At 54.3% G+C, this 20,544-nt stretch carries 14 protein-coding genes and 1 pseudogene; 2 read left to right on the top strand and 13 right to left on the bottom strand.

Features of this window, described 5'->3' with window-relative positions:
- Positions 1-28: 28 nt before the first annotated feature.
- From HEQ18_RS07555 to HEQ18_RS07535, 5 genes and pseudogenes are all read right to left on the bottom strand, one after another.
- Entirely contained in the window at positions 29-1,252 is a 1,224-nt protein-coding gene (locus HEQ18_RS07555) for an IS256 family transposase (RefSeq protein ID WP_432814241.1), read from the bottom strand.
- A 55-nt stretch (positions 1,253-1,307) separates the two neighbouring features.
- A pseudogene (locus tag HEQ18_RS07550) lies at positions 1,308-2,315 on the bottom strand (IS3 family transposase); the annotation flags it as partial.
- A gap of 90 nt (positions 2,316-2,405) precedes the next feature.
- The gene (locus HEQ18_RS07545; protein WP_432814240.1) at positions 2,406-2,795 is read right to left on the bottom strand and encodes a hypothetical protein; all 390 of its coding nucleotides are present in this window, start codon (positions 2,793-2,795) and stop codon (positions 2,406-2,408) included.
- A 53-nt stretch (positions 2,796-2,848) separates the two neighbouring features.
- Positions 2,849-3,358 (bottom strand): EndoU domain-containing protein, encoded by a 510-nt coding sequence (locus HEQ18_RS07540; protein ID WP_432814239.1) that lies wholly within the window; start codon positions 3,356-3,358, stop codon positions 2,849-2,851.
- Positions 3,264-4,085 carry an IS5 family transposase gene (locus HEQ18_RS07535; protein WP_432814158.1) on the bottom strand — a complete coding sequence of 274 codons (822 nt, stop codon included), beginning with the start codon at positions 4,083-4,085 and terminating at the stop codon, positions 3,264-3,266. The genes HEQ18_RS07540 and HEQ18_RS07535 overlap by 95 nt, the downstream gene beginning before the upstream one ends.
- A 400-nt stretch (positions 4,086-4,485) precedes the next feature.
- Here HEQ18_RS07535 and ggt point away from each other — a divergent pair, with 400 nt between their 5' ends.
- Positions 4,486-6,159: a gamma-glutamyltransferase gene (gene ggt / locus HEQ18_RS07530; protein ID WP_432814238.1), complete on the top strand. Its 1,674-nt coding sequence runs from the start codon at positions 4,486-4,488 to the stop codon at positions 6,157-6,159.
- 261 nt (positions 6,160-6,420) lie between these two features.
- Positions 6,421-7,755 carry an aspartate aminotransferase family protein gene (locus HEQ18_RS07525; RefSeq protein ID WP_432814237.1) on the top strand — a complete coding sequence of 445 codons (1,335 nt, stop codon included), beginning with the start codon at positions 6,421-6,423 and terminating at the stop codon, positions 7,753-7,755.
- Between the two features lie 83 nt (positions 7,756-7,838).
- Here HEQ18_RS07525 and HEQ18_RS07520 read toward each other — a convergent pair whose 3' ends face one another.
- The 8 genes from HEQ18_RS07520 to HEQ18_RS07485 all read right to left on the bottom strand — a co-directional run bounded on the left by HEQ18_RS07520 (position 7,839) and on the right by HEQ18_RS07485 (position 20,437).
- Positions 7,839-9,197, bottom strand: coding sequence for an MFS transporter (locus HEQ18_RS07520; RefSeq protein ID WP_397606072.1), 1,359 nt, complete (start codon positions 9,195-9,197; stop codon positions 7,839-7,841).
- Between the two features lie 274 nt (positions 9,198-9,471).
- Positions 9,472-12,195 carry a fused MFS/spermidine synthase gene (locus HEQ18_RS07515; RefSeq protein WP_432814236.1) on the bottom strand — a complete coding sequence of 908 codons (2,724 nt, stop codon included), beginning with the start codon at positions 12,193-12,195 and terminating at the stop codon, positions 9,472-9,474.
- A 72-nt stretch (positions 12,196-12,267) separates the two neighbouring features.
- On the bottom strand, positions 12,268-14,595 hold the full coding sequence (locus tag HEQ18_RS07510) for a TonB-dependent receptor (RefSeq protein ID WP_432814235.1): 2,328 nt from the start codon (positions 14,593-14,595) through the stop codon (positions 12,268-12,270).
- Positions 14,596-14,953: 358 nt separating this feature from the next.
- Positions 14,954-16,054 carry a cupin domain-containing protein gene (locus tag HEQ18_RS07505; protein ID WP_432814234.1) on the bottom strand — a complete coding sequence of 367 codons (1,101 nt, stop codon included), beginning with the start codon at positions 16,052-16,054 and terminating at the stop codon, positions 14,954-14,956.
- 22 nt (positions 16,055-16,076) lie between these two features.
- Positions 16,077-16,724 carry a maleylacetoacetate isomerase gene (gene maiA / locus HEQ18_RS07500; RefSeq protein WP_432814233.1) on the bottom strand — a complete coding sequence of 216 codons (648 nt, stop codon included), beginning with the start codon at positions 16,722-16,724 and terminating at the stop codon, positions 16,077-16,079.
- Entirely contained in the window at positions 16,721-17,419 is a 699-nt protein-coding gene (locus HEQ18_RS07495) for a fumarylacetoacetate hydrolase family protein (protein ID WP_397606092.1), read from the bottom strand. The genes maiA and HEQ18_RS07495 overlap by 4 nt, the downstream gene beginning before the upstream one ends.
- A 53-nt stretch (positions 17,420-17,472) precedes the next feature.
- On the bottom strand, positions 17,473-18,669 hold the full coding sequence (locus HEQ18_RS07490; protein WP_397606077.1) for an FAD-dependent monooxygenase: 1,197 nt from the start codon (positions 18,667-18,669) through the stop codon (positions 17,473-17,475).
- A gap of 73 nt (positions 18,670-18,742) precedes the next feature.
- Positions 18,743-20,437 carry an aryl-sulfate sulfotransferase gene (locus tag HEQ18_RS07485; RefSeq protein WP_432814232.1) on the bottom strand — a complete coding sequence of 565 codons (1,695 nt, stop codon included), beginning with the start codon at positions 20,435-20,437 and terminating at the stop codon, positions 18,743-18,745.
- Positions 20,438-20,544 lie beyond the last annotated feature (107 nt).

The raw sequence follows: 20,544 nt of genomic DNA, 5'->3' as shown, positions 1-20,544 counted from the left end.
ATTTCGTGTGTGGGCGGGCGGTTGAACATTATGCCGCCATGGCTTTGATGAACCGTTCGCCGAATATTACGGCGAACTGGGCCTTTGCCATGGTCCACTCACGTGGTGGCATCTTCCACTCTTTTTCCGATCGGTTCAAGATCAGATAAAGCAGTTTGGTTGCAGCCTCGTCGCTGGGGAAGTGCCCTCTGGCTCTGACCGCCCGCCGCAGCTTTGAGTTCAGCGCTTCGATGGCATTGGTGGTGTAGATGATCCGGCGCACTTCCTCGGGGAAGGCGAAGAACGGAATGACCTCAGCCCATGCCCGCCGCCAACTTTGGCCGATGGCGGGGTAACGCATGCCCCATTCGCTGGTCTCGAAGGCGGTGAGTGCCTCTTCGGCGGCTTTGGCATCGACGGCGCGGTAAATGCTCTTCAGTGCGGTTGCCAGCGGCTTTCGGTCTTTCCAGGACACAAAGTCCATAGAGTTGCGCAGCAGATGCACGATACAGGTCTGAACCACAGCTTCGGGGAACACGGCGGTGATGGCGTCGGGGAAGCCTTTGAGGCCGTCGACCACGGCCAGCATGATATCATCGACGCCCCGGTTCTTGAGTTCGTTCATGACGCGAAGCCAGAACTTGGCCCCTTCATTCTGCTCGATCCACAGCCCCAGAACCTCCTTGCGACCGTCAGCGCGGACGCCAAGGGCAATGTGGATCGCCTTGCTGCGGACCATGCCTTCGTCGCGGATTTTGACACGGATGGCGTCGAAGAACACCAGCGGATAGGCCGGATCAAGCGGGCGCTGCTGCCAGGCGGCAACCTCATCCAATATCGCGTCGGTGACGGTCGATATCAGGTCAGGCGATACGTCTATGGCATAAAGCTCGCGCAGATGCCCGGTGATCTCGCGCGTGCTCATGCCGCGCGCATACATTGAGATAATCTTATCGTCAAAGCCGGGAAAGCGGCGCTGATACTTGGCGATCAGCTGCGGATCGAAGCTGCCGGAACGGTCCCGCGGCACGTCGATATCGATCTTGCCGGTATCGGTAATCACGGTCTTGCGGCCATAGCCATTGCGGCTGTTGCCTGCCTGATCGTCGCTGCCCAGATGATAATCCATCTCAGCACCCAGCGCACGTTCGGCCAACGCCTTCTTCAAAGAATCAAGCAATCCGCCCTGATCCAATGCAGAAGCAGCATCCGTGCCAGCCAAAAGACGATCCAATAACTCAGCCGGGATCACAGGCTCTTTGCGTCGTGACATAGTAGGTCTCCTTCTTACCCATTATGCCCGCCCACACACGAAATTAATGACAGGGCCGCCACGCCTCACATTTAGCCTGTGCGTCGGCCAAGCTCAAGAACCAGTTTGCATTCAGGCATTCCGCCCGGACACGGCCATTATAGCTCTCAACGAACGCATTGTCCGTGGGTTTGCCAGGGCGGCTGAAGTCCAACACGACATCATGCTGATAGGCCCACAGATCAAGGTTCTTCGATATGAACTCGGGACCATTGTCCACTCTGATCCGCTGTGGGCGGCCATATTGCCCAGCAATACGCTCCAGCGTATTGACAACATCACTCCCCTTGTAACTGTGCCGGACATCCAGTGCAGGCGATAGCTGGGTGAAGTTATCAACAATGGATAAAACTCGGATCTTGCGGCCATCGAACAGCTGATCGGACAGAAAGTCCATTGACCAGCATTCATTGGGTGCTGCTGCCTGCACCCGATCTTCGCGCAGTTTCGCTTTCACTTTCCGCTTCGGCGTCTTGTTGCGAAGTTGCAGGCCCAACTCCCGGTATATCCGCCGGGTGCGCTTGTGATTGATCTGCCAACCCTCCCGCTGCAGCAACACATGGATACGCCGATAGCCATAGCGTACCCGCGTTGCCGCCAACTCCTTGATCCGCAGTTGAAGACTGGCCTGATCGGGACGGCGGGACTACTAACGGATGGTCGCCCTGCTTGAAGGGAACGCATCACAAGCCCGTCGCTCACTGACCCCGTAACTGGCCTGCAAATAGCCAAACCAGTTCACGGGCCCGATCAGGCCTTAAAGCTTTCGTTTGATGACATCCTGCAGCATCTCCTTGTCCAGACTGAGATTCGCCACCAATCGTTTGAGGCGAACATTCTCTTCCTCAAGCTGCTTTAGCCGCTTCATCTCAGACGGCATCAACCCACCATATTTGCTTCGCCATCGATAATAGGTCTGGATCGATATGCCAGCCTTGCGACATACCTCCTCAACCGTCGTTCCATCCTCTGCCTGCTTCAATATGAACGCCATCTGCTGCTCACTGAACCTACTCTTCTTCATGCCAAAATCTCCTGGCTGACAAATGCCAAACCTAACCGAGATTTTTCTCACAAAAAATGGACCAATTTGAAGGGATCAGGTCATGGCCTGTCACAGTAACTCTATATCAAATTCCATAGGCTCATGCGTAACCTTGACATGGCAATATGCATTGTGGAACTTTTTGAACTCCTCAATGCTTATCCGCACTTTCGTTTCTTCCTCAAAGATAAAATTGATCGACATGATGCCGTCGATGATTTCTAATTCATATCCTTCTGAAACAAATTGGTGTTCGTAATTTTGCGGGATATTCGAGATATGATTAATCGGATTATCGCAATCGAAAGTCTCCGTTCCCGGAATATGTGTGGTGAAAAGTGGAAAGACGTTCGGACAGAATTCCCAATCATTATTGATACGGCGGTAGGGACCTGTTTCGAAGCATATACCAAGCAATTGATTGAGTGGTGATCCATAATCGCTAACAATGTTTACCATGGGCTCATACGATGGAGGTTCTGGTTGATCCCAATACATTATGACTCGATAATTCATTTCGATACCCTCTTCTGCGGCGACGCAGGAAATGCTTGAACAATTTTACCTGACTTGTCTTTTGTGATAGTTATGAAAACGCCGCTTGGCGATGGAAAAGTGTGCGGTTTTCCGTCATTTGGCACCTTTGCCGCAACAATGTTAATCTCGGTCAAAATCTTGGCTGGACTCCAGCTTGTCGGGAAAAATGTCGAATAGGGCGGTCCGCCGATATCTTTCGACGAATTCCCCTTTGGCACAAAGTTACCATTGGCGTCCTTGATTTCAACCTTGGCAGTAAATACCCCATTGCCAGAAGGATCTTGTTTAATCGACGTCTGGTCAATCCTGATATTCGGTGAATTAGGATTATGCGCGCCGGTAGCCATGCCTTTTTTATTAGAGTCTGACTCATAATTATCATGTTTAATATCATAGTTTTGCGATTCGTCTAGCGAGGAACTGGACGGAGGCCATGAACAGCCATGCCGTTGCGGAAGCGATGCTGCGCTCGAAGTCTTTGGCAAGGCGCCGGTTGCGGTTTAGCCATGCGAACGTTCGCTCGACGACCCAGCGGCGCGGTAGAACAATAAAGCCATTTGCCCGGTCAGAACGCTTTATGATTTCGATGGTCCAGTCGCCGATCTTGGTCAGCGCGGTTTTGAGCTTGTCACCGGCATAGCCGCCATCGGCAAAGACATGGCGCAGCCAAGGGAAGCTATAACGGATGTCGGAGAGCACGATCGGCGCGCCGTCGCGGTCCTGTATATCGGCGCTGTGAATAATGGCGTGTACCAGAAAGCCGTTCGTATCGGTGATGATATGGCGCTTGCGCCCCTTCACTTTCTTGCCCGCGTCATAGCCGCGTATGCCGCCGCTTTCCGTCGTTTTGACAGACTGGCTGTCAATCACTCCGGCGCTGGGTGAAGCCTCGCTACCCTGCGCCACCCGGGCATCCTGGATCAGATAATGGTTGATCCGTTGCCATGTGCCATCATCGCGCCAAGCGTAAAACCAACGCTGCACCGTCGAGGAAGGTGGAAAGCCCGGCGGCAGCATCCGCCATGGCAGGCCACCGCGTAGCAGATACAGCATCGCTTCTACTATCCGCCGCATCGGCCATTTGCGCGGACGGCCGACAAAGGACGGCAGCGGAAAAAACGGTTCCAGAACCGCCCACTCCTCATCAGTTAAATCACTTGGCAAAGCCAATCCGTTGCGTGCATGATGCGCGCGAGTGGTGTCGGTCCACATCGTTGAAATCCTTCGGGTTGTTGCAAAACCGCTGAATCAATGATGTGGAAAAGCGTCAAGCTAACTCGCTGACACTACTCAACTTAATTTCGGGTCAGACACTTAAAATTTCCGTCAAGAATATGCGTTTGCTTATCTGGCGATATATCCGCCCCACTGTCCGTCGTCAGAACATTTGGCACTATCGCTACCAAAGGTCGCGCCCTGAAACAAAAAACATTTCTGTGCTTCCATATTTCCCTACGGCTAACGGCTTGGAGTTAGGCGATCAGGAACCACAATCTCTCCTGCGAGCTTTTTGGCAATGCGCTCTCCGTTGTGAACATGAGTAGAGGGAGTGCTGCTGCGGTAGACCTTTCTGAGGGGTTGCTAGCCGGCGGGATAATGTTAAATTGTGGTCATGAAAAAGCTCTTCTTTTATGTCTTTCTTTTGTTCAGCCTGCCGACGGCTGGCTTTGCAGAAAAAGGGGTGGTCTCCGCTGCCGATCCGCGTGCAGCCGCAGCGGGACAAGAAATACTGCGTCAGGGGGGTAGCGCGGCAGATGCAGCGCTGGCCATGATGCTGGCGCTGACTGTAGTGGAGCCGGCTTCCTCCGGAATCGGCGGCGGCGGATTTTTTATGTATCACGACAGCAAAGTCGGGGATGTGGCCACAATTGATGGCCGTGAAACGGCGCCGGCTGCGCTAAGTGAAGATCGCTTTCTTGCACCAGATGGCCAGGTCAAAGCTTTCCCCGAGGGGGTCATAGGCGGGTATTCGGTCGGCGTACCCGGCAACATCGCGCTTATGGCTAAGGCGCATGCTAGATGGGGCAAGCTGCCCTGGGCAAAACTCTTTCAGCCTGCAATTATTCTAGCCGAAGAGGGCTATGTTGTAACCCCAAGACTGGCAGGGACCATCGCCCGAATGGCACCGCGCTGGGACGGCTTTGATGCGACAAAGACCATTTATTTCCAAGATGGCCGACCTAAGGCGGCGGGGGAGGTTGTCCGTAACCCCGCTCTTGCGAAAACGCTTCGTAAGATAGCCCAAAAAGGTCCGCGCGCATTCTACACCGGCCCGATTGCAAAGGAAATTGCGTCTGCTGTTTCCAATGCTCCGCTCAATGCCGCGCCAATGACGCCAGATGATCTTGCTGCCTATGAAGCGAAAGAACGGTCGCCAGTGTGCGTCTTTTATCGGGCATATCGTCTGTGCGGCATGGGGCCACCCTCATCTGGCGCAACCACCGTGTTTCAGATTCTGGGCATGGTGGAGCGGTTTGACATGAAGGCACTTGGACCAGAAAGTTCGAAAGCGTGGCACCTAATCGCGGAGGCAATGCAGTTGGCCTATGCTGATCGTGAAACATATCTGGCTGACCCAGACTATGTGCCCGTGCCCGTCTCAGGGCTTCTCGACAAAGCTTATATAGCCAGTCGATCGGCCATGATTTCAGAAACAAGCGCCCGATCCTCTTATCCGGCAGGGATACCGCCCGGTGCAGAGCCGCGCTCTACGGCTTTGTCTGGCGAGGTGACGGGCACCACTCATTTTGTGGCGGTGGACCGCTTTGGCAATATCGCGAACATGACCTCAACGGTTCAAGGGCCGTTTGGCAGTCAGTTGGTGGCCGCCGGGATGATTTTGAACAATGAACTATCAGACTTCAGCCTTGCTCCGATGAAAGATGGTGCTCCCGTCGCAAATCGACCGCAGTCCGGTAAACGGCCTTTGTCATCTATGTCACCGACGATTGTCTATGGCCCGGACGGCAAGCCCATTTTTGCGGTTGGTGCCGCAGGTGGCAAGCGCATAATCATGCAAGTGGCCAAGTCGCTTATTGCCCATCTCGATTGGGGAATGAATGCACAGGCGGCACTTGCTGCCCCCAACATCTATTTTGACGGCAACGCTTTACTATTAGAACAAGGGACGCCCCTGGAGCTGCAGGCAGACGCCTTAGCACAGTTCGGCCATGGGGTGCGGGTCACTCAGATTACCCCTTCCAAAGCCAATGCGGCGGGGCGGACGGCCGTGGGCTGGGTGGGCGCGGCTGATCCGCGCAGCGACGGCGCGTGGTTGAGTGAGTGATCCGGGGGCCGGCAAAAACAGCTCAGGAACAAGAGTCTGAAAAAACATGCTCTTAAGACCGGGCTTGAGAGAGTTTATAACTCTTCCCTAATCGCGTAAAAAATGTTTTTCACCCATGCGCAAAGCATGACGCTGTCCTGTGGCCAAAAAGCCAAACATATCTTTAAGTATACCTATATTAGAATTATCGCCTAATTATGGAATCAATTTGATTTTTTGCGCGATGTATGAAATATTTGGTATACTAAAGGAGAATGTGGCGTGGGCTATACAAACGCAAATTTGGCTTCACGAGCCGCAAAGGTTTTGACCGGACCTCAGAGTAATTTAGCGCCACCTCTACCCTTTCCCCCGATTTTTGCTGAGCGGGCATCCGGCCATCGCATCTTCGATGTCGAAGGGCGCGACTATATCGATCTCGCGCTCACTATGGGCCCTTTGATCTTCGGGCATGGGCATCCGCGTTGGATTTCGGCCGTCGAAGCGCAACTGGATCGGCTGCCATCACCGCTTCCCGGCCAATTCTACTCGCCACTGGAGGTTGAACTCGGCGAACGGATGGTTAGTGCAATACCATGTGCGGAGCGCGTCAAATATGGCCTTTCGGGTTCGGAGGTCGTGCAGTTAGTTTTCCGCCTTGCGCGCGCTTTCACCAACCGGCCATATATTCTGCGATTTGATGGCCATTATCACGGATGGATGGATAATGTGCTTGGTGGATCGATTAACCAAGACCGGCACCTGCCACCACATCCAATTGACAGTCCTGGCGCAGCTGGCGGCTTCAACACATCGACAGCCGGTCGCTCACCCGTCGCGTTACTGGACCAGTATAAGATCGAATGGAATGATGCAGAAGCACTACAAGACGTGCTGGAAAAATATGGCGACAAAATTGCGCTGATCCACATGGAGCCGATCATGTGCAACTTCGGTGGCTGCCCTCCAAGGCCTGGATATCTCGAGACAGTCCGCGAATTGTGCGATCGCTATGGCATCGTGCTATGTTTTGATGAGGTAATAACAGGATTTCGCGTCGCGCTTGGCGGCGCACAAGAGGTTTTCGGAGTTACTCCAGACTTGGCCACATACGGCAAGGCTATCGCAGCAGGTCTCCCCTTTGCAGCGGTGGCAGGCCGCGCTGATATAATGGAACTGCTTAGCGATCGACGCGTAGTTGGAGCAGGGACATTCAATTGCTTCCCATTGGGTATGGCTGCAGCAGTTGCTACGTTTGACCTCCTGGCTGAAGACAATGGAGCATGGTTTCGCGAAGTCGACCGCATCCAAGCGCATTTCAGACAGGCCTTGCGCGACATGGCTATCTCGCATGGTCATGACGACCTTTTCCTGCAAGGGCCTCGAGGACAAATATATGTGGATTTTCTGAAGGCAGACGTCGCCTATTCTCCAGCGGAACTTAATGCCGCCGATGCCGCACGCCGGGGTGCCTTCAGATTGATCTGCATGGATGAGGGGCTTTCGATCGGCGCGGGGAGCCGTATCTATATTTCCGGAACAATGTCAGGCGAAGATATTACAGAAGCTTTAGCGCGGTTTGACAAAGTTTTCGCAAGGCTACCTAAACCGAACTGATATCTTGGCAAAAATAGACAAGGCGATGGGCTAAGCTCGCGGCCGGATCGATTGACACCTGAGGCACGAAACAGTGGCGGTGTTCAATGTGCCGAATTGACACCGTCAGTTTCGTAGCGTTCGCCTCTGATAAACGTTAGCGCAACGATGCTGATGAGCGGCACGGCCGCGATGGCATAGAATAAGCTGCTAGGTGTCCAGCCTCGCGCCATCAACGCCCCGGCGACTAAGGGGCTAGTTATCGATCCAAGCCTGCCAAAGCTGAGCGCCCAGCCAACCCCGGTCGCGCGCAGGGCAGTTGGATAAAGCCCTGTCGTATAGGCATTGAGGCACAATTGCGCCGCCAGCACAAAGACACCGGAGAACAGGGCCATCCAAAGAGAAAACTCCGACGCTGCGAATGCTCCCAGACCAGCAATGAAGAGAATGGCACCCACATTGACACCAATGAGAACCGGTCGCGCACTAAGGCGGTCGCTGAGCAGGCCAAATGCAAGGCTGCCGAAAACGCCGCCTAGATTATGCAACATCTGGGCATAGGCGCCAACATCCTGACTGTGACCGGCTTGCGTCAGAAGGCTGGTGAGCCAGCTGGCAAGTCCAAACAAGACGAACTGTGTTGCAAAGAATGTGATCCACAGAAAGATTGTTTGCGATGCCCGATTGGCCGCAAAAAGATCGCGCACGGTACCGCGCGTGATTACCTGCTCGCCTGTCACAATCTCGGCATTGCCGGCAATGCTTGCAGCTGGATTGGCCCTTTTGAGCAAGCCGATCGCGCGTACGCGAGCAGCGGGGTCCCCTCGCGTAGTGAGGTAGCGCGCAGATTCTGGAAGGAGAAAAAGAAGAGCGACAACCAGCGCCGCAGGCACGATCCCACCCACGATGAAGACACTGTGCCATCCAAAATTGTTGATTAGAGCCGGTGCCGCCAAGCCTGCCAGGGTGCCGCCCAGTGCATGTCCGCTGAACATGACAACCAGCAGAAAGCTACGCAGCTTCTTTGGCATGTATTCAGCAACAAGCGCAGCGCCAAGCGGGATCGTACCTCCAATGCCAAAGCCAGTAAGCAGCCGCAGCACTTCGAGTTGGATTATATTCTCCACGAAGCCTGATGCGAGGGTGCCAAGGGTCACTATAGAAAACATTAGGATCATGATCGGTCGGCGTCCGAATCGATCACCAAGCATGCCACCAATCGCACCTCCTAAGGCCATGCCCACAAGAGATGCCGACAAGGCAGGGGCAAAGGACGGCAAACTCAGTCCCCAATCATGCGCTATAGTTGGCGCAATCACTGCCAATGAGGTGGTATCAAAGCCATCGACTATGGCGACAAGCGTGCACAGCAAAATGAGACTGAAGTGGAATCTAGAAAAGGGGGCGCTGTCAAGCACATCAGAAACAACAACGGTCCCACTCGTTTGCACACCAGTTGCCATTTACCCGCCTCCGTCGCATAATTTTTTCAATATTTAGGTATACCAATGGTGTTCAATTGCAACAGATTTTTTCAAAAAAAGCAGGAATACGGCTAATTTTAAGCCTTAGATTTATTTTTGGTATACAATAGGCGCGCACCTGTCGATTGGTCTAGGGTCAGGACCTAGAAAGAAAAGTCATAGGAAAAACCTCGGCACAGAAATGATTGCCAAAGTCAGAAGATGCAGGTTCCGCGACAATTGGCCAAACGAGTATTTTCACTGACTGCCCCGATCAGAAAGTGCTATTGAGGGCGACGATTGCCCTTTCCTGAATAGTTGACAAGGGAAGGTCCCGTAATGCCGCTATCAGCACCTGGGCCCGCCTTGCTTCGAGATCACTCTGGGGGTTTTGTCTTACTATCTGGGCAAAGGCCAATGCTGTCTCGATCAGCATTTCATCATTTCTGACGAGTTGCGCGAGTGTTGCGCGCTGCATCAGCAGATCGGTTGTGGTTTCAACGCGCAGCGCGGCATCAACAATTGCAAGCGCTTCTCTCGTCAAATCTGCTCGCCCATCAGGGCCTAAGGAAGCGATGCGTTCTAACCTCCAGGCTACGCGCAATTGATTGGCCGCTGCGTAGCCCCTATCTGTAAAAGGCAATAACGCCAACTGCGGATCCATCGCTGCTAACGCAGTATAATCGCCAACGATACCTTTCTGACGACCCGAAGCAATAAGAGTACTCTCGGCAATGGGCTCAAAGGGAAGTAAACCTGCCTGCGCCAGACGTAGGCGCGAATAGGCATTCTGAATTCGAGATGTTGCTGGACGCCCCGTAATTGCATCCAAAGCATTTCGGGTCAGTATTCCTTTCCCCGGGCCGGTCTCGAATGCCATTGAATTCCGGTTATCGCTTATCGGTTCTATGCCCGCAGCAACCCGACGAACCGCTTTTTCATCTAATAGGAGCGACCAAGCGAAATCGAGTTCATTAAGGATGCCCGCTCGCCCTAACTGAATTCGGTTGTTCGCGTTCGCCTTTAAATACCCGCTCTCGGGCGAGATAGTTCCATCCGAAGCTATTGCGATGAAATTAAAAGGAACCGGTTCATACACCCTGACGTTTCTGAATTCCGATGCCAGGGTTGCCAAGAAAGAACGCAGTAAGCGCGGCTCTACGAAGGACGCATTCATCCACTGGACAAATATACCCCCCTCGGTGAGCCGATCCTTTGCGAGTGCAACAAACTCTTCCGTATAAAGATTCGCGGAACCTGCAGTCCATGGATGCGACGGCTGGGAAACGATAATGTCGTAACGTTTGCTCGTGCGAAGCATAGCGTTGCGTGCATCGTTATGAACAAGCGTGACACGAGGATCGGCAAGCGGATTCACCTCTCGTTGATCAGCGATCATTAGATTTGCCTCAATGATCCGCTCTTCGATTTCGACAACATCGATGCTTCGTATCCAGGTAGGAACAGGCTCAAGGCTAACCCCGCCACCTAAACCAATAACCATCATGGAGCGTGCTTCGGGTCTGGCCAGCGCAGGCAAGGCTGTTAGCCAATGCTGATCATTCAGAAGAGGCGGTGTACCAGTGCGTTGCACCAGTGCTTCAGGCAATCCATCGCTGCGGATTGCAATCCCGTCATCGCGTTGCCGCACTTCAACGGTGGCAACACGCCCGACTGATAATGAGACAAGGTCCCCGCTCGTGTCTTGGTCTACCACGCCTGCCTTTAGGAGCGAATATGGTTCCGGTACGCCAACAGCCAAGAGACTGGAAAACACCGCAGCGCCTCCAGCTAGGCCGATTCTTAATTTCGTTTGTTCGCAGATCGCAGCGCCTGCGATCATTAAAAGCGTGACCGCGAAGAGTAAGGTCCCCCCGAAACCAAATGACTCCAGCAAATAGTGGCCAGCAATGATGGCACCGCACATCGCACCTACGATATTCGCAGCATAAACTAAAGCAGCGCTTTTTGCGACATCTCCCCCGGCGGCATCAACGAAACGTGGATAAGCCATTCCAAATGCAATCGCTCCCGGAAAGAGCGCGAGCACTGCAAACTTCGTTGCCGCTCCCGTGATCAGTATGGCAAAGTAACCCGCAACCGAGAGAATGGCGCCTGCGAAAAGCGCAGTCGCCGCGCTCCCGCTTTTCTTGGCAGCTACCCAGCCTCCAAACGCCAACCCGGCCAGCCACAAGCCGAGCATGAACGCAAAACCCTGCGTGGTTCCACCAAAGGGAATCGCCAACAGCCGCGTCCAGAATACTTCAAGTGCAAATGTTGCAATGCCAGTCAGACCGGCTGCGATCAGTACTCTTGTTTTGAAGACATTACCGGTCTCTGGAGTCTGCTCTAAAGGCCCGCCATTGTCGCGAAGATATCTCCATGCCAAAAACGCTGCTGCCAAATTAGCAACAGCCGCAAGCTGACTGGCTCCACTTAAACCGATTGCGGGAACCAGAACAAATCCAGCCAACATCGCCCCCGCCGCTGCACCCATTGTATTCAGGGCGTACAAGCTGGCTACATCGGATGCGGCCCCCCGAACCGCACGCACCAAAATGGGCAAGGTGGCTCCCATCGCGATGGTGGGCGGGGCAAAGGCAGTCACCACGAGAAAAAGATACACACCAAATTGAGACCAGCCTGCATCCGGTGGCAACGCATTACCGCTGGCGAGTAATCCTATCAGTAGCTTCTGTAGGGAGGGAAAAAGAAAGGGTAATGAAACAGCCCAAACTACAATAAACAACTCAAGAAAAGCATAGCGTTTGCCAGCATCCAGATGGGAACGGAGCCAACGCGATGCAACCCAGCCGCCAAGGGCAAGTCCACCTAGAAAGACCGCCAGCATTATAGCAACGGCGCTTTGAGCTGTCCCGATTGCGACCGCCATCTGATGGGTCCACACGATCTGATAAACAAGGGCAGCCATCCCGGACAGCACCATGCAAACCGCGGCCTTAAGGTGCTTGGACGACGTCCGTCCTGCGTAGGTCATTCCAGCCTTTCCAATTCAGGAAATGGCAGAGCCGCGTTGACTTGGCCAACGCGACTCTGCTCGTCCGACGTATCAGAACTTGTAGCGCGCCTGGATCGTGAATGTACGCGGAGGCTCAGTGAACGCTGCAATTGAATTGAATCCTCCTGGAATCGTATTCTTAAACGCTGCAGTTCTTTTATCTGTCAGATTACGAACCGCCAGCGACAAATCCCAGCCGCTCTCAGTTGATAGACCGATTCTTGCGTTAAGTTTTGCAAACTTTTCCTGGAACGAGTCCGGATGGATGTCGGTCAAGGTAGCAAAACGACTGGTAAAATAAAGATCGCTCCCCGCCTTTAGCGTTAAGCCACTGCCGATGTCTTTCGACCAGTCAGCAGCAATGCTTCCCGACCATTCCGGCGCATAAGGCGTCGTCACACCTGACAAATCTTGGGTGCTGCTTGACCCGACCGTAACGCACCCAAGCGCCGCTGTTTGCCCTGCCCAGCATTGCGACTTGGTGAAGTCTTCATATGTAGCATCGAGATATGTGACATTGCCCGAGAGCTTGAAGTCTTGCGTTACCGCGAGTTGGAGCTCAGCTTCCAATCCTTGCGTGCGGGCGGATGCGGCATTCGTGGTAAGAAAGAGTGCGGTTGCTGGATCGAAAGACGAGACTTGGAGATCCTTATAATTGCTGCGGAATGCCGTTAGATTGAGCAGGACCCGCTTGTCGAAGAACCGGCTCTTTAGACCAATCTCATATGCATTTGCGCTCTCAGGATTGAAAGGCAGGCCATCCGTCCCCGAAAACCCTCCTGACTTGAAACCCTTTTTGAAGCTCGTGTAAATCATCACATCTTCAGCGGGACGAGCTTCCAGCGTAATCGCAGGCTGGAATTTTTTATCCTTGCGGCTGCCGGTGCGGAGAGGAAGCGGCGAACAACCAGAATAAGGCGTGGAGTCGCAACGCAGAAAATCAACATCCTTGTTGATTTCCTCATAGCGTAAGCCACCACGCAAAGTGACTGGCCCCAGTTTTTGGCTAGCTTCCCCGAAAAACGCCCACGAATCTGCATTCTCACGGAAATCTGTAATCGACCCGAGAATGCGCGTATTGACGAACGCGGCAGTGCGCGGGGTAGAACCGGCGGGTGCAGGAACCACAAGTGGAAGAAGATTGCGAGCGTCTTGGTCTGTAGTGCTCACAACATCATTGTTGTTCTTGTCGACATAGGCCCCGAGGAACCAAGTGAATGCGCTATCTTTCGAGGAGATTAGACGAATCTCCTGGCTGAACTGATCATACTGTTCAGTAAAGGTCGCGGTTGAATAATTAGCGATAGCTTGGTCGGTATCGATAAACTGGTAATTTTTATACTGATAAAATCCAGAAACCGAACTCAGGGTAATGCCGTTTCCAAACTCATAGTCGAGAAGCAGGGTTCCACCAGTCGACCGCAAACGGTTGTAGAATGAACCGCCATCATCATCTGTATAAAGATCGGGCCGCGCAGTTTCAGCAGCCGCAGGGATCAGACCGCGCGATGACTTAGCGCTATCGAAAGTGCAGGGTTCGCGAGTTGCATCTGAGAGATCCCGGCGGAAATTGGGCAGACAAATGATTGGCTGGTTATTCCGTCCATGATCGTTATTGTTTCCGAAATAGCCGATGGCGGTCAACTTCAACTGATCGGACAGATCTCCAGTCACAACAACTCGTCCGAGCAAATCCTCGATTTCAGGCTCTTTGCGTCCAGTTATCGTATTGGTGATATACCCTTCCGACTTCCGGTAACGAAGGGCGAAACGGGTTGCCCAATTGTCCCCGATCGGGATGTCGGTAGCGCCAAAAGCCGTTTTCTCATTGGTGACCGGCTCATAGCTGAACTCAATTTCTCCTCCGAATTCATCTCCGGGGCGTCGCGTGGCAACGTTGATGGCACCGGCGATCGCATTCTTGCCCAAAAATGTCGGCTGCGGACCCTTCAGAAACTCGATACGGTCAATGTCCAGAAATCCGAGGCGCTGGGTGCGTGCCCGACCATAATAGATGCCATCGATATACATTGGCGCGGATTGTTCAAATCCAAGATTCTGCCCTGACCCAATCCCGCGCACGGTGATTGTGTCGGCCATGCCTCCACGAGAAACACGGAGCCCTGGCACTTGCACATCTTCGAAATTCTGAACGGCGCCGCTCCTTAGGAGGTCGCCCGTAACCGCCTGCACCGAGATTGGCACGTCCTGCAAGCGCTCCGGACGCTTTGTCGCCGTTACAACAATCTCGCCAAGTGCCGGTGCGTCATCTTCGCCTTCCGCAGACTGAGCGAAAGACGGTGACGCGAGCGGTAGCACGAGCACACTCGCGGCCATTAGCCGAGTTAATGAACTGATTTTTTTTGGGACGCCCTTCATAAACCCCTCCTTATGGTATACCAAAATCTATTCTTATGGTTACAAATCTTCATAGTCAACCGAATAAATCTATTCTGGTATACTAGATGTCAAACTCAAAAACGGAGTTGTCCAAATTGGTGTAAACGGATTCAATGGCGTCGACGGAGACAGCATTGGGCCGATGCAAAAGGACAAGTTAGAGCTGAACGCGGCAGCAGTCATCGCCGCAACCTAGCTTCAATCGGAGCGTCGTCGCACGATACAGCCTCAGACGCGCGCAGTTTGCTGAGTCGCGGCAGGTATAGTTTGGAACACTTTGTATGCCGCTGCGTACCGCCAAAAGACTCAAGTGGGTCATGATGGTTAATCCTGATTTTCAAGATTGCTCTACGTCCGATCTCATAAAATTCAGCTTCTCCATAATTGGAGCATCAGAGAAGCGGAACAGGTCGAACGGCGTCTCTGCCTGTAGGGACCAAGGAATCCAGGACGGGACGACAAACATATCACCCTTTTCCAGGACATGGGTTTCACCGTTCATGACCACCGCTCCCGTGCCTTCGAAAACTTGGAACACGGTTGAGCCGACATCCCGCCGCGTAGCGGTTTCGGTGCCGGCGCGAAGACGGTGGAACTCCAAACGGATCGTCGGCATGACATCCCCGCCGGTCGTGGGATTGACGTAGCGGATCGCCGCATGTCCGGGGGCAACGGTAGCCGGGTAGCCTTCTGATTCGAGGGTAAGCTGCTCGCTGAGCGCAGCGTCGGTATACTTCCAGCGATAGGCGCCAATCGGGGAACTCACGGTATCCTTCAACCCCGCCAGGGGACGCAGCCCAGGATGACACCAAAGCCGCTCGCCGCGGCTGTAATCAGGTGTTTCAAGGCAGGTGAGCTGGTCGGAACCGAATTCGAAAAAGCCGACGTCCATCTGCTGGCTGAACGGAATATCGAGGCCGTCGATCCAGGTCATCGGCTGATCAGTGACATTCTGGTGGCCGTGGAAATTCCCCCCCGGTGTTAACAGAAGATCGCCGCGGCTCATTCTTACCGGATCGCCGTTGACCACCGTCCAAACGCCTTCACCTTCCACTACAAACCGAAAGGCGTTTTGGCTGTGGCGATGTTCGGGGGCCACTTCGCGCGGACCAAGATATTGGATCGCGGCCCAGAGCGTCGGGCTGATATAGGCATGTGGGGCGAGTCCCGGATTGCCAAGCCCGATCGCGCGGCGTTCGCCGCCGCGTCCAACGGGCACGAGATCGCCGGAGCGTTTGGCGAGAGGCAGCAGCTTGGCCCACTTCCAGACGTACGGCAGCGCCTTAGACTTGGGGTGGATCGGCATCAGGTCGCCCAACTGGGTCCACAGGGGCAGCAGGCTTTGTTCTGCAAACCCGCGGTAGAGCTCGCGCAGTTCGGGCGTATCATCGGGCTGCATCGCATGGGCGACTGAGGTGCGATCGAGCTCTTCGCTCATATTAGGTCTCCTTTAAACCGAATTATTCCGCATCGGGCTGGTTGGGGGGAGCGGCGTTTTTGAAGGCTTCAATGCCGTCCAGCTCGCCGAATATCTTCGCGATGGTTGGCCAATTTTCTAGCGGGATCGAGAAGCGCCGATTGTTCCAGACTTGAGCGTAAAGGCAGATATCAGCGAGGGAGGGGACATCGCCGTGGCAGAAGCGACCGGTTTGCAGACTTCCCGCAAGCGTGGCTTCTATCGCGTCGAAAGTTTCGGTCACCCAATGGGAAAACCACTCAGCGACCGCATCTTCCCCCGCTCCAAACTGCACGCCCAGCCGGTTCAGAACACGCAGGTTATTGAGCGGATGAATCTCGCACGCAATCATGTAGGCCAAAGACCGCACGCGCGCCCGCCCGCCCGTGTCTGCCGGCAACAAGGGCGGGTTCGGATATGTCTCGTCAAGCCATTCGATGATCGCCAGCGACTGGGTCAGCACCGTGCCGTCGTCGAGTTCAAGCGCGGGAACAAGTCCGGCTGGGTTCAGCCCGAGATAGGCCGCTGTGCGGTTCTCGCCGTTACGCAGAGCATAAGCCACATATTCGTAATCCAGGCCCTTCAGATTGAGTGCCGCGCGCAACCGGGTCGAAGTGGATGACCTGAAGAAGTTGTGTAGGCGCAGCGTCATTCGCGTGGACCGATCTTCGTGGTCAGATTGCCAAGCCCGTCGATTGAGACCACGCACACGTCGCCCGGCACAAGCGGACCGACCCCAGCCGGTGTGCCAGTCATGATCAGGTCGCCTGGTTTGATGGTCATCGAATGCGATAGTATCGAGATGATCTCAGGGACGGACCAGATCAGCTCAGACAGATCCGCGTCCTGCTTTACGGTATCATTGACAGCGAGACGGATTGATCCCTTTGCAGGATGCCCTACTTCGGCGACTGGGTGAATGGGGCCGATAACGGCCGAACGGTCAAATGCCTTGCCCCAATCCCAGGGGCGGCCTTTTTCTCTTGCCTGGATTTGAATATCCCGCCGCGTCAGATCGTTCCCCACAGCATAGCCCCAAATGTAGGATAGGCTCTCTTCAACCGACAGGTTCCGACCTTCTTTCCCAATCGCGACGACCAGTTCCGCTTCGTAGTGGAAGTTCTCGGTGAGCGTTGGATAGGGAATGGTCGCGCCGTCGTGAACAACTGCATCGGCCGGCTTGGTGAAGAAGAAGGGCGGTTCGCGGTTGGGATCAAAACCCATCTCGCGCGCATGCTCGGCATAATTGCGGCCCACGCAAAAGATCCGGCGAACCGGGAACTGTTGTGCCGATCCGGCTACGGGAACGGTAATGTGCGGGTGCGGCTGGAAGGTGTATTCTGTCATCATTTCCTCGAAAATTGTTAAATCTGCATTTCAACCGATTGCGCTGAAGGTCGTTACGGCTGGGCGGTCAGGGATACCGACAGCGGGTTGTAATTGTAGAGCCATAAGCCTCGGTCCTTAGAGGGATCCTTGCGCCCGAAAGCTTCGCGGAACTCTTCATGCGTCTGGAAATGGAACAGTCGGGCGTGCTCAGAGCTTTCATTTACGATCCGAGCCGTGCGGTCGATGCGCGCCTGTTCATAGGCCTTAAGAGCCGTTGCCGTGTCGTCAAATTCATCAAACACGCGCATTAGCACCGCCGCGTCCTCAATGGCCATGACAGCCCCTTGCGCCATATAAGGTAAAGTGGGATGCGCGCTGTCTCCCAGCAGGGTCACGCGATCCGTGCTCCAGAAGTTAAGGCGCGGCCGGTTGTTAAGCGCCCAGCAGAAACAGCTATCCTTATCAGCCGCGTCAATCATAGTCTGCACATCGGGGTGGAACCCTACGAAATCGGCCTTCATGTCTGCCCAAGGGGCTTTGATAGCCCACCCTTCTTGTGTCCATTCCGGCTTCTCGACGCAACCGACGAAGTTCAAAAACCTGCCGCCATTAACCCAATAGACAACCATATGTTTGTCTGGCCCCATCCAGTTGACGAAGATTGGGGGTTGAAAATCGGAGGGTAGTTTTTCGGCTGGCACCATGACGCGCCAAGCGACATTGCCAGTATAATTGGCCGGCTCTTTACCGTGCATCTGCGCGCGCACGACCGATTTGATCCCGTCGGCACCAATGAGCACGTCACCGCGCGCTTCGGTGCCATCTGTGAAGTACAGGGCTACGCCTTGCTTATCTTCCTCGTAGCGCTCCAACGCCTTCCCAAGATGAACCGCCGACGCAGACAGTTGTCGAACACGGTCCTCCAAGATGCGCAGCATGTCGGGACGATAAACGTGGAGATAGGGCGCGCCAAATCGGTCTTCATGTGTATCGCCCAGCAGAATCTGGCTCACCACCTCCGCTGTGTCGTGGAGCCGGAACTCGGTGCGCAATGGCCGGACCGAAATAGTGGCAAGCTGGTCAAGCACGCCAAGATGGCGCAAAACATGTGTGGCATTGGCGCTGACTTGGACGCCCGCGCCAACCTCGCCAAGCGCGGGAGCCTGCTCGAAAACCTCGACGTCATGCCCGGCTTGCAGGAGCAGGCCGGCAGCGGTCATTCCGCCGATCCCGCCGCCGGCTATCAAAATTTTTCGTCGCTCGCTCATATCAAAAACCTATAAATGGATATTACGCTTAATGCGGGTGAACCCCGCGACCGGTCAGAATGTGGAACACCGCTCATCGCGGCTTTTCTGCCCCGTTTGCCCAGTAGATCGACGGCGCATGAAACCCACCATAAAGCTGCCATTGCAGTATCTCATTTGGGTCATCGAAACGTGTCTGCGAAAGCAACTTCGCGGGCGCGGTTCGCGAGAATTCTTCAACTCTTCCCGCATATGGAACATCATCGACAAAGCGCCGGGTCAGATCATATTCATCCTGATCATTGAGCTTGTCGGTGATCGGCGGACAGAAGCTACGAATGACCATCATGTTACTGGTGGATGGCATGCGCTGAGCATCACCCATCGCCCAATGGACGCAACTGTCTGGCTTCTGTTCCTTCTCCGACGTCCATAACTCGGTGACGGTCATTGCTTTAGGATCGACCTTGATCTCAACAGCGCGACTGTAGCTACGATGAAAGGGAACGATCTCCTGGCCGTCAAATGGCCGAGCTTGGAACATGCCATTGTCATAATAGACGATGGTTCCCTGCGGCGTGACATGGGGGTGATGTTGGGACCAAGGATAGCGGGTTAAGCCGATGGGCTTCAGGATCCGGGACTGATATTTTTCCGGCCAACCCTTAGGGTCGCCGAATATCCAGCGGATGTCTTTCGTCTTACGGTCTATCGCTACCAGCGCATCCAGATGCTTGAACGACGCGATGACGAGATCGCGCTCTGCGTCGAACGTTATCCCGTTACCGTGCGTCCAATCCGCATAGCCGGGATAGCCTCTGACAGCCCAATATGGCTGGAAGGTATGATAATGAAGCAGATAGGGATCAAGATGTTCGAACGCATCCCACTCCCATACCACTTTTCCGTCCGCGTTAAACTCGACGATCTTGTCGCCCATCACCATAGTCGGCTTGCGTGGAGCCTGCGGATCGGTAACGCTCGATGGATAGTCAAGAATCTCGCGTCCGTGCGCCGACATAGAGATGTATGTACCCCACGGTGTGATTGACGGTTCGTGGTGCAGGGTTTGTAGCCCGGTGATCTCCGTTGCACCAGCAACCGGTCCAAGCCGCCGTTTTTCGGGATACCATTGGCGAATAATGTTACCAAGCATATCAATTTTGACGACGCGCTGATCCTCAGTTGTAAAAAGCAGCGTACCATCCGGTGAGGGCTTGATCCCTGCCACACGGCGCTGACTGATATAATACCAGCGTACGTCCCCCTTGGCATCGAGTGCCAATATCAAACCCCAACCCCGCGCAAATTCCTGCTGAGATTTTGTCTGGAAGCTTTGCCGCCCAGGCGCCCGCCGCCTTACACTTATGAAACGCAAGCCTGGTTCGAGCACCCCGCCATCGGCAAGGGTCGTCGTCAGGGTCGGCCATTCAAGCCCAGGCGTAGGTAATGCTGGCGTCCTGAACGACAGGACTTTGGATGACGTTGTGGTACCAGATTTATCTGAAATCTGCACAGTCACATTAAACTGACGACCGGCAGCTAGGTCAACGATCGGCAGACCCTTTGTAGGATCAAGATGTGGACCGAAGTTGAGGGTTCTTTGTGCCAAACCATCGTCTATGCTGACTGCCGTCGTGACGGGTCCGGATGCCTTGAAAGTCAGCACTGCAGCCAAAGGCGCACGCGGGTTGGGGTTGGCCTTGAGCTCAGGCGCTTGTTCGAAGACGGGCTGGGCCAGAACCGGCTGCGCGAAAAATGCCAGAGCAATTAGAAATACGCGGATCATGCTACACCTCCAGTTTTGTATTGGCCAAGTTCGGACACTTGCATAAAGATCTGGGCACCACATCTGGTAAGCAGCGGCATCCCCATAAGGTTAGGCCTGCCGAGACC

This window comes from Sphingorhabdus sp., assembly GCF_050921905.1.
Taxonomy (GTDB): Bacteria; Pseudomonadota; Alphaproteobacteria; order Sphingomonadales; family Sphingomonadaceae; genus Sphingorhabdus_B.
Note: the sequence above shows the minus strand (reverse complement) of the source record. Positions and strands in the feature narration are given on the sequence as shown.